This window comes from Streptomyces sp. 8N114 (assembly GCF_052245835.1).
In the GTDB taxonomy this organism is placed as follows: domain Bacteria; phylum Actinomycetota; class Actinomycetes; order Streptomycetales; family Streptomycetaceae; genus Streptomyces.
Genome location: NZ_JBQQBT010000041.1, coordinates 24,716 through 33,693, shown reverse-complemented (window position 1 = coordinate 33,693; position 8,978 = coordinate 24,716). Strand labels below are relative to the sequence as shown.

The 8,978-nt window shown below is 63.1% G+C and carries 7 protein-coding genes and 1 pseudogene; 5 read left to right on the top strand and 3 right to left on the bottom strand.

The genetic code is table 11. The features are described 5' to 3' along the window. Both ACTWQF_RS35820 and ACTWQF_RS35815 read right to left on the bottom strand, forming a co-directional pair. On the bottom strand, positions 1-476 hold a 476-nt coding region (locus ACTWQF_RS35820), incomplete at its 3' end, for a PPOX class F420-dependent oxidoreductase (RefSeq protein ID WP_443283948.1). Positions 477-811: 335 nt separating this feature from the next. Next, the gene (locus ACTWQF_RS35815; RefSeq protein WP_443283947.1) at positions 812-1,021 is read right to left on the bottom strand and encodes a DUF397 domain-containing protein; all 210 of its coding nucleotides are present in this window, start codon (positions 1,019-1,021) and stop codon (positions 812-814) included. A gap of 814 nt (positions 1,022-1,835) precedes the next feature. On the opposite strand from ACTWQF_RS35815, the gene ACTWQF_RS35810 reads away from it, so the two are divergent. Both ACTWQF_RS35810 and ACTWQF_RS35805 read left to right on the top strand, forming a co-directional pair. Next, on the top strand, positions 1,836-3,059 hold the full coding sequence (locus tag ACTWQF_RS35810) for a helix-turn-helix transcriptional regulator (RefSeq protein WP_443283946.1): 1,224 nt from the start codon (positions 1,836-1,838) through the stop codon (positions 3,057-3,059). Between the two features lie 60 nt (positions 3,060-3,119). Continuing rightward, positions 3,120-3,583, top strand: a pseudogene (locus tag ACTWQF_RS35805) (transposase); the annotation flags it as partial. Between the two features lie 230 nt (positions 3,584-3,813). On the opposite strand, the gene ACTWQF_RS35800 reads toward ACTWQF_RS35805, so the two are convergent. Continuing rightward, entirely contained in the window at positions 3,814-4,080 is a 267-nt protein-coding gene (locus ACTWQF_RS35800; RefSeq protein ID WP_443283945.1) for a hypothetical protein, read from the bottom strand. An 824-nt stretch (positions 4,081-4,904) separates the two neighbouring features. Here ACTWQF_RS35800 and ACTWQF_RS35795 point away from each other — a divergent pair. Genes ACTWQF_RS35795 through ACTWQF_RS35785 form a run of 3 tightly spaced genes read left to right on the top strand, consistent with a single transcriptional unit; the run spans position 4,905 to position 8,871 of the window. Beyond that, positions 4,905-5,603, top strand: a complete 699-nt coding sequence (locus tag ACTWQF_RS35795; protein WP_443283955.1) for a hypothetical protein — start codon at positions 4,905-4,907, stop codon at positions 5,601-5,603. A 5-nt stretch (positions 5,604-5,608) separates the two neighbouring features. Beyond that, the gene (locus tag ACTWQF_RS35790; RefSeq protein ID WP_443283944.1) at positions 5,609-7,039 is read left to right on the top strand and encodes a hypothetical protein; all 1,431 of its coding nucleotides are present in this window, start codon (positions 5,609-5,611) and stop codon (positions 7,037-7,039) included. Beyond that, positions 7,036-8,871 carry a DEAD/DEAH box helicase gene (locus tag ACTWQF_RS35785; RefSeq protein WP_443283943.1) on the top strand — a complete coding sequence of 612 codons (1,836 nt, stop codon included), beginning with the start codon at positions 7,036-7,038 and terminating at the stop codon, positions 8,869-8,871. Before ACTWQF_RS35790 ends, ACTWQF_RS35785 begins: the two co-directional genes overlap by 4 nt. Positions 8,872-8,978: the final 107 nt, after the last annotated feature.

Below are 8,978 nucleotides of genomic sequence, written 5' to 3'. Positions count from 1 at the left end.
CATCGAGTTTTTTCCCCGGACATGTGTGGAACCCCAACCCACACCACCTGCCGCTGCTCCGCCACCATGGCCGCCCGGTACTCGTCCCAGTCCGGATGCTCGCCCCGGATCGCCCGGTAGACCTCGATCAGCTCCTCGACGGTCGCATCGTGCGGATCCCGCGCGACGGGCGTCAGCTCGGCCGTCCCGTCCACCACCGTCCACGCCCACCCGTCGCTGCTCGTCACGTGATAACTGGCCCGCGGATCCCGCGCCAGATTCCGCGACTTGGCACGGTTCGCGGTGATGGAGACACGCAGCAGCCGCTTGTCCGGGTCAAAGGTGTGGTTGACGTTCGACAGCTGCGGTCGACCGTCCCGCCGCAACGTGACGAGCACTCCGCGGTCGTACTCCCTCAACAGCCCGAGCAACGCATCCTCGGCCTCCTGCGCGGCCTGCCCCCCGCCGTCACCACTGGCACCGGTAGCACTGGTCATAGGGCCCTCCTAGGGTTGTCCGCAGGTCAAAGATGGTGGCAGGAGCCAATGGAACTCCCCGCAAACTGACGGCGGTTCGCGGGCGGCACGAAGCCCCGCCCATGCGCCCTGAGGGCAACGCATGCGCGGGGCCCGTGCCGTTTCTAGCGGCTGAGGTGCCCACGCTCATCCAGTGTGCGAAGCGCGGGGATGAGGCGAGGCAGACGCCCAGGGCATCGCGTGTCTCGCGGCAGTGACCACGCGTGCCAGCACGACAGGCAGCGCACCACTCCGGCATGCTCTGGATCGCCTACCGCACTACCACCGCACTGCGGACACTGCTGCATGAGGACTCCCTACGCGGCCACGTCGAACTCTCCCAGCTTCGCACCGCTGAGGAAGACGTTCCACTCATCCGCCGTGAATTCGACCGATCGACCGTTCACCGAGTTACGGACTACCACCTTGCCGGGGATGTTGGTCGCCACCTCGACACAGCGGGGATCATCGTTGTTGTACTTGCACACGCTCGACGTGCGGAACTCGAATTCATGGGTCGCATTCACTCTTTTCCTCTCTGTTGAGTGGTGCTTTGCGGATCGTTCGTTGCCCCAGCACCGCGGATCACCATGGACGGAAGTCGGACTGTTGTTTCGGGTAGAACCGGGAGATCACAGGCGGTCGGTTACGCCGTGATCGGAATTGCCGCACACAACGCCAAACCACAAAGGCGAAGATCTGCTAAGCGAAGCGGCCTCACTGAATTTCCTCCTTCCGTTGGCACCTGGTGCAGTCGCAGGGCGGGAGGGTTGATCCGGGCGGGAAGTAGACGACTCCCGATGGCACATCCTCAGCACCGCCGTACGGCGCCCACCAACCATCAGGGCTGTTGGCGTATGGCATGTCCGCGAACGAGTCGGCGCTTACCACGGGCGCCCCACTGAGTTGCTGCTGCGGTAATTGACTTCCGCCAAGCGCGAACTGAACGCATCGGACTGTACAGCGACCCCTATGTGATGAGCAGGTACGTCCCATTCCGGCCCGCCGTTTAACGGGCGTACCTGATAGCGGGACCCCACGCAGTCCATGACGACACCAACCCGGCCTGTACGTAGGTCCTTCGCTGCCTCGCCCGGTCGCCACTCCCGCGGGCGGTCACGGGCGGACCCTGGCGTGTTCATGCGGTACCACACCCCTCACCATGAGAAGTCGACGATGCGCGGTCACATCCGACACATCCGAGCGAAGCAGGGGAGATTGATCGAGACCACGGCACAAGTGCGGCATTCCAGCCGCATCGCGGCCGCACGGCTGATGTGACCAGCAAGAAGGCGTACGCTGCCGGAGGGAGCACCCTGGGCCGAGTGAGGGGTAGCCAACGTGGCAAGTAAGCGGCAGAAGTTCGCAGAGCGCCGGAAGGCATGCGGGTACAACCAAGAGGAATTCGCCGAGGCCGTTGGAGTTGACCGTACAACCGTTCAACGATGGGAGAACGGGAAGACTGATCCGCAGCCTTGTCAACGTCCTAAGATTCAAAAGGCCTTGGGCATTAATTCGAACGAGCTCGACTCGCTACTTTCCCTCGATTCTCCGGATCCCCGTCCAGTTCCACTCGCCTTTACGGTCGCATCAGAACAAGCTACAGGCGACGAGCTGGAAGCCCTGGAGTTGATTCGCCGAGTATCCGCTAGTGATGTCGGTGCCGAAACCCTGAGCTGCCTTGAAAGCGCCTTCGACGATCTCGCTATGCGGTACCCGGTATCAGCACCACATATCCTGTTGAGAAGCGTCAGGCGGCACTCAACGTATATCATGCATCTCATGGATGCCCGCATGACCCTAGCTGAGCAAAGGCGGCTCTTCGTCGTTGGCGGATGGCTTCAACTCCTCGGAGCCACGCTACATATCGACTTGCACCAGGGCCGCGCGGCTACCGCTCGATTGAAGGCAGCGGCAACTCTCGCACGGCATGTGGGGAACAAAGAAATAGAAGCTTGGTGTTATGAGACTGAGGCGTGGCGCGTCCTCACTAATGGTGACTATCGGCACGCGTTGGAAATGTCGCAGGCCGCTCAGAGACTCGCGCCTAGCGGAAGCTCCGTCTCTATTCAAGCCACCGCGCAGGAAGGCCGCGCAAGAGCACGCCTCGGAGAAGCCAAAGAGACCTATTCCGCTGTGGACCAAGTGCGGAAGATGTCTGCCGCTCTGGTTCCACGGAAAGGAACTGAGCACCACTACCAATACGACCCAGCTAAGTCATTGGCCTACACGGCTACGACGCTTGCATGGGTCGGAGATCCCGCAGCAGAGACCTACGCACGGGAGGTGATTGCCCACCTTTCACCATCGGAAGACATTCATAAATGGCCTCGACGCGTAGCCTCAGCGAACATTGATCTAGCGCTGACACTCCTAGCCGGAGGTCGCTTGGACGAAGCCTGTAACGCGGCACAACGGGCGATACTCTCCGGCAGAGTTGTACCCTCAAACCACTGGCGTGCATTGGAAGTTGTCCGGGCAGTCGAGGGGAAGCGACTCCCCGAAGCGGTGGAATTACGTGAGGCGTACCAGGACATGAAAGAGCAAGCGCAGCGTGAATCCTAGAACTTTCGGAAATTGAGGAAGGACCTTGCTTGTTCGGTCCGCCTCCCGGCAAGCGTGAGGGCCCGGCGCCGAAGAGCGGCGCCGGCCCGTGGAGCGTGGCTCGTATTTCGAAGACGAAGTCGGCTTCTCCAAGACGCCGCCGCCCGCCGGACTTGGTCACCTCGTGGCCGTACGTTTGTGGTGCGGGTCTGCGGCCGCTCCCGTCGGCGCCTCTCGATCGCCGCGCTTACCTGCTACAAACCCGGCCACCGGTCCCGGCTCATCTATTGGCCGCGCAAGGACGATGGCGGGCGAGGCGGACGCGGGAGCTTCACCTGCCGCGACTACCGCGATCTGCTGATCGCCGCCCACTAGCAGCTCGGCAGACCGATCGTCCTGGTCTGGGACAACCTCAACGTCCACAAGGCAGCAGGCCTGCGCGAGTTCGCCGCCTCGCGGGACTGGCTGACCATCTACTACCTGCCGCCTTACGCCCCGACCTCAACCTCTCGAAGGCATCTGGGCCCTGTTCCGGCGCGGCTTACGTCACATCCAGTATTCCCGCACGGCTGTATTGAGTTCTGCCGAAACGAGCGGCTTCTCACGGCGGATGAGATGGCGCCGTCGATGGCATGGTGAGGGCACCCTCTGGCGGAGCCCCGAACCGAACGTCTCCGTCCCAGCGATGAGGGCCTTCGTGCCTGACACACCGTGAATCTGAACGAGCTGGGATGCGCGGAGCACCGCTTCGCCGGCCCGTAGGACAACCCGGCTGTCAGATCCCCTTGCCGGCAGGTCCTGGTGACAGAGCCGCCGTTAGTAAACGAGCCGCCAGATTCGGCATGCCGTGGGGATCGATGAGATCGCGGGCTGCGTGGATCACACGGAGGCTGTCCTGCTCGCGTCCGCATATCTGGGCGAAGTCGTCTGCTAGGGCGTTCTCTCTTTGGTGCTGGAGGCTGGCCACGACCGTTGCCACCTCAGGCGGCCCGAGAACGTCGGCTCCGGCGTTGAGGACGTCGAGGGTGTCCTGAGGTGGCATGCCTCCCTCCTTCAACAGAGCGGACAGGAAACGCTCGGCTTGCGTGGGCTCCTGCCGGTCCCCCGGTTCGACGGGGACCGGCAGGTGCGGCCGGTCCCCGTCCAAACAGTTGGCGCCGCAGCCCGGGGCACCGGCCCGCTTCTTTCTTGAAGGCGTCTTTCTTGCTGTACACGGCTGCTTCGTGCAGGTTAAAGAGACCTTGCAAGGTGATGAGCTCCCGCCCGTCGAGAGCGCGGGTAGAGACCGCGTGCAGAGTCCTTGCGTGATCCCAGTAAATTGAGTTGCCGGAGAGCAGCTTGGAGAGCGTGCATCCCTTGCGCTCCAGTTCTCCCTCAGCGATGGATTCGTCCGTCAGCCCCGTCGAGTCGGCGAGTGTACGGAGCTGACGCACGTACTCATGTATCTCTTTGGTGGCGTTGGGGTCGATGGGGCGCCGATGCCCTTTTTTTGGCACGCTGCGCTGCCTTTCTTGTGGATGCGGGCAGGACTGGGGGTGCACCTACGCGTGTCGAAGGGTCCCGAGCAACCTACCTGCTCCCTCTGGTGGTTGCTGACGATTGTCCATAACTACCAGACCTACGAGGCATCTTCCAGGATTCATGAGTTATCAGGAACAGGAAAGATAGTGCCAACGTGAAAGATGCGAGGACAGGGATCAGGAAAGATCCCGGTGAATTGGAAAGACGGCCAGTTCGGAGAATTCCTCTGGACTTTCCGTCAGCTATTCCGGTAGACCTTGTAGTTGAGTCCGTGGCACACGGGCTCCGGAGCGGCTCCTTGCCTAGGGGCCGGCTCTGCTGTCTTCGCATGATTGGAGAGTGCTGATGTCGCTGCCTGACTGGCAGGATGCGTCCAAGTTCGGAACCATGATCCGGGCGGCCCTCTGGCTTGAGACCGAGGTTGGGGAGGGGAACGTCTTTACAAAGGCGCAGTTGCGTGAGGCCTTTGAGGGCGTCGCCCAGATCGACCGCCGCATCCGCGACCTTCGCGACCGTGGCTACCAGATCGACACGCGACGCGAGGACCCGACGCTTGAGCAGGACGAGCAGCGCTACGTGAAGAAGGGCGCTGAGGTCTGGATTCCGGGCCAGGCGAAGGCGAAGTCGAAGACCAGTCTTACGGCGGCCCAGCGCACCAAGACGATGCTGCAGGACAACTTCCTGTGCCGGTCCTGCGGAATCGGCTCAGGAGAGTCCTATGGCGACGGAAGCGTTGCCGCTCAGCTGGATGTCGCTCGCCGCAAGGTCAGGCTTCCTGACGGGAGCGTGGAGACGCAGTTGGTGACCGAGTGCAACAAGTGCCGTGTTGGCGGCCGGGGCAGGGAAGAAGACCTCCCCGCGCTGCTGGACGAAGTCCAGGCGCTCTCCGGCATCGAACGGCGGGCGCTGGCAGCCTGGGTCAAGGCCGACCGGCGGGATCGCAGCACCCTGGAGCGGCTGTGGGGGCGCTACCGCACGCTTCCGGAGGCCTCGCGTGCGGTGCTGGCCGCTGCGGTGAAGGACCAGACGGAACAGGAAGGCTGAGGCAGATGACTGAAGTGCCGGAATTTCCGCTGCCACCGCGCAGTGAAAAGTTCGAGGAACTGCTGAAGCTGCGTCTTGACGAAGCTAAGGGTGCCGGGGGTACGCGTGAGACAGTGACGGTCGACTGGAATGGGCAGGCGCTCCACGTCGACGTTATCGACCTTCCGCTGGAGGATCTTCTCTTCAATCCGGCGACCCACCGCATCCGCGCGCAGTGCAGTCATGACCGTGAGCAAGAGAAGATACTCAAGGCTCAGCCCTGGTGGGCCGGGAGCCAGAGCTATCTCGGATCGCTTTTGCGATCCATGCCGACCAACCCCACGAAGCGAGACCCCGAGTTCGACAAGCTGCAGGAAGACCTCCGTCGGTACGGTCAGAACGAGCCGGGGCTTGTCACCCATCATGGGATTCTCGTCAACGGGAACACGCGCGCTGCGGCGCTGAGGGAAATTGGTGTCCCGACCATGCGGGTAGGAGTGCTGCCGGCCTCCTTCACCTGGGCTGACATCACTGCCGTAGAGCTGTCGCTGCAACTGCGGAATGACAGTCGCCGCGAATACTCGTATATCAACAGGCTGCTTGCCATCGACGAGCGGATCCGGCTCGGCATTCCCCGCGACGCGATCGCCAAAGAGTTCCGATGCGCCACGAAGACCGTCGATCAGAACGTATGGATCCTGCAGCTCATCCGGGACCAGATCGAGCGTAGCGAGTCGGATGGTGTGTCTCTGCGGCTCGTCGACTTCGAGGGGATGCAGGAGCGTCTGAAGGAGCTCCACCGGGACTACATGAACCTGGCGAAGACCAACCCTGACGGTGCGGAGGTTCTCAAGGAGTACCGGGTGGCGTCTTTGCTGCTCGGTTTCGCCAAGACGGACGTCCGGTGGATTGACGAGGGGTTCTTTGATGACTACCTCGCCAAGGAACTACCCGGGCACCTCACTCCGGCGTCCACTGGACCTTCGACCACCCCGACGGTGATCCCCGGCCTGGACGTCTCCATGCCGGCCGTCTCGGACAAGGTGGAGACGGCACGGAGTGTCACGCAGACGGTGCTGCAGAGCAAGGCCCGGGTACAAGCGCGCCAGATCGATGAGGAAATGCGGCGTGAGGCCAAGGACGCCCTTGAGGAGACGAAGGACGCATTCGACGAGGCGATTGACCATGCGGGCCGGACAGGCCGTCTCCGCAAGAAGAAGCGCCTGGCCCAAGAGCGGCTGAAGGACGCGACGGCCTCCCTTGAGCTGTGTATCAGTGAGGTCGTGAAGGCTAAGGGGGCGCGGGCGTTCGATGTTGAGGACTTCGATGAGGCTCTGCTGGAGTTCCGCCTAGTGGTCCGCCAGCTGGCTGAGCAGGTCAGCAGGGGTAACGACAGCCCAGCGCCCGGTGCCTCGTGGCTGCTAAAGGCAGCAGCCGCGAAGGAGGGTGACGAGTGACGGACCAGGAGGGGGAGCCGTCGCTGTGGCTGGGATTCGACATCAGCCGCACCAAGGCGGAGTTGCGGGTTCTGGAGAAGTATCGCTCCGCTCTGATCCAGCTCGTCGCCCGGTTCCGTACCGGGCGACAGCTGGGCCCCAATTCAGCGATCGTCGATCTTGAAGACCTGTTGTCCGGCCTAAGCGCTCTGAGAGGCTGGCCCGCTCCCGACTCGGTGCGTTGGGATCCGGACCTGAGCTCCCTGGTCCGTTCGAGTCTGCAGGATGCGGAGACGGCGGAGAAACAGCTCAGCGCCCCGGATTCTGACAGCGGGACCCTGCTTACCGAAGAGGAGCTTGGTGATCTTCTCGGCCCTGCTTGGGCCGCACCGCTGACCGCGTTCCAGCGCCGCGACGTCGGCAAGCTCCTCACTCTCCGGCACGGCGCCAACTTCAGCGTGCCGGGCGCCGGCAAGACTAGGGCGGCTCTGGGCCTTTACGCCGCGATGCGGACAAGGGGCGAAGCACGGAAACTGCTCGTCATCAGTCCTAAGTCCGCCTATGAATCGTGGATCTATGAGTCAGGAGTGTGTTTCTCTCCGGGCCTGCGTTACTGCAAGCTGGACGGCGGCGAGGATCCCCACGCTGAGGTGCTGATCGCGAACTATGAGCGCCTGGACCGCAATCTCGCCTACCTCGCAGCGTGGCTCAGAGAAGAGCCGTCCATGCTCATCCTCGATGAAGCACACCGGATGAAGCTTGGTGCCAAGGGCACCTACGGTGCGGCGTGCATGGCGCTCGGGCCTCTCTCGAAGCGTCGGCTGATCTTGACAGGCACGCCGGCACCGAACGGGGCCAAAGACCTGGAGAACCTGCTCGGCTTCGTCTGGCCGGGACATGGACAGCGCGTAGTGACGCAGGCTGTGGCAGGCGGAGACCTGGCGCACGCGAGCGCGGTCCTGCGTCCACTCTTCACCCGGACGACCAAGCAGGAGTTGGGACTTCCCCCGGTTACGGCTCACATCGAGCGCGTCGACCTGCCTCCCCTTCATGACGAGATCTACCGAGCGCTGGTGGGTGACCTGTCGGCGCGGGCGGAGACGGCTTCGGATGACTTCGCCGCACTGGGTAAGTCTGCGCTCCGGATGCTGATGGCGGCTACGAATCCGGCCCTTCTACTGGAAGGGACCAGCCGGTACGAGCCGGTCGAGTACCGGCTGCCCCCGCTTGAGATCCCCGAGGGCGGGTCTCTGTATCAGCTACTCCGGGATCTGCCTGACTACGAGCTGTCCCCCAAGTACCGCGAGGCGGTGGCGATCGTGGCCGCCAATGCCTCGCGTGGCCGCAAGACCCTTGTCTGGACCACGTTCGTGCGTAGTTTGACGTCTCTGGCGAAACTGCTGGAGGGCGAGGGGTATCCCTCGGCGGTCGTGTACGGAGGTACGGCCAACCGGGACGAGGAGATCCGTCGGTTCAGGGAAGACCCCGACTGCATGGTTCTCGTATCAAACCCAGCGACTCTCGGCGAGGGCATCAGTCTCCACCAGGTGTGCCACGACGCGGTGTACGTGGACCGGGACTTCATGGCAGGCCGCTATCTCCAGAGTCTGGACCGCATCCACAGGCTTGGACTGGCGGACAACGTGGAGACGCGGATCACGGTGCTTGCCGCACGGGACACCATCGACGAGGTCGTTGAGGTCCGGTTGAAGGACAAGCTGGAGTTCATGTCGAAGGTTCTGGATGACCCTGCGGTGCAGCAGCTCGCGGATCTTCAGGATGCGCCGACGGGAGTTGGCGGGTTGGACAACGCCGACGTGCGGGCTGTGCTCAAGCACATCGGGAAGAGGTAGCCGTCTGGGGGCACTCCAGTCTGGGCTGGTATGAGGACATTCCGCACAGGCCGCAGCCCAGGTGTAACGAGACGTTGGTGTCCTGCGAGACTTCGTGCAGCAGGGGT

What these genes read in the sequence shown, in the direction of transcription:
- ACTWQF_RS35795 (WP_443283955.1), top strand. Translation starts at nt 4,905, where the DNA reads ATGTCGCTGCCTGACTGGCAGGATGCGTCCAAGTTCGGAACCATGATC.
- ACTWQF_RS35800 (WP_443283945.1), bottom strand. Translation starts at nt 4,080, where the DNA reads ATGCCACCTCAGGACACCCTCGACGTCCTCAACGCCGGAGCCGACGTT.
- ACTWQF_RS35790 (WP_443283944.1), top strand. Translation starts at nt 5,609, where the DNA reads ATGACTGAAGTGCCGGAATTTCCGCTGCCACCGCGCAGTGAAAAGTTC.